Origin of the sequence: Phytoactinopolyspora endophytica (assembly GCF_004138495.1) — a bacterium.
In the GTDB taxonomy this organism is placed as follows: Bacteria; Actinomycetota; Actinomycetes; order Jiangellales; family Jiangellaceae; genus Phytoactinopolyspora; species Phytoactinopolyspora endophytica.
The window spans coordinates 91,509-92,196 of sequence record NZ_ML142869.1; the positions used below are offsets into that span (position 1 = coordinate 91,509).

Here is a 688-nt window from a genome sequence, read left to right on the forward strand (position 1 = left end):
GTAGATGTAGGTGAGGACCGCGTCGAATCGCTCTTCATACTCGACCAACGTTCGAACCCGGGTCATCGCTGCCTAACCGGTTGCGCCCGCGCGCACCATTTCACCCTCGACGGTCATGGTAGCTGAACGCGATCTCGATCATGATCCGAAGCTCAGCCAGCGGCAGCGCGCCCGCAGGGTCGAGGAGCACCGCCCTGCGACCGCTGAACTCCATGTGCGCGACAACGCTCCGGAACTCTTGAATGAGCGACGTTCGACAATGGACCAGCAGCGCGGGCGCACCGGGACCGCACTCGCCGAGTCGGATCGCAGTGCCGACCCGGTCGTGTAGCGGCCGGTATGCGGGTTGTCCCCATGCCAGGTACTCGTGCACACCGCCCGTCGCGGGCAGCTCCGTGGCGGTCGTGAAGATCAGGTCGCGCACCGACAGCAGGATGTCGCGTACAGGAGGGGTGATCTGCTCGTACGCCGCTGCCATCTCGGGGCTCAGCGCAGGCACCTCGCTGCTGACGCTCATCGGATACCCGTCCTCGGGATGGAGCTTCGGCCGTCCAGCGTTCTCATGTCAGCTCACGCCGAGGTTGACGGAGACCGAGCCGTCGGCTCCGTACCGTTCGTATTCACAGATGAACGTCTTGCGCGCATCGTCGTAGTTCCAGGCCGCCTGCCACGCTTCCAGCACGCGTGA

General features: G+C 64.8%; 1 protein-coding gene. It reads right to left on the reverse strand.

Translation table 11 applies throughout. The annotated features are described in order from the left end of the window. Positions 1–100 precede the first annotated feature (100 nt). Positions 101–517, reverse strand: coding sequence for a DUF1801 domain-containing protein (locus tag ELR45_RS29350; protein WP_129669465.1), 417 nt, complete (start codon positions 515–517; stop codon positions 101–103). Positions 518–688 lie beyond the last annotated feature (171 nt).

Excerpts from the sequence above, each read along its gene's own strand:
- ELR45_RS29350 (WP_129669465.1), bottom strand. The coding sequence starts at position 517 with ATGAGCGTCAGCAGCGAGGTGCCTGCGCTGAGCCCCGAGATGGCAGCG.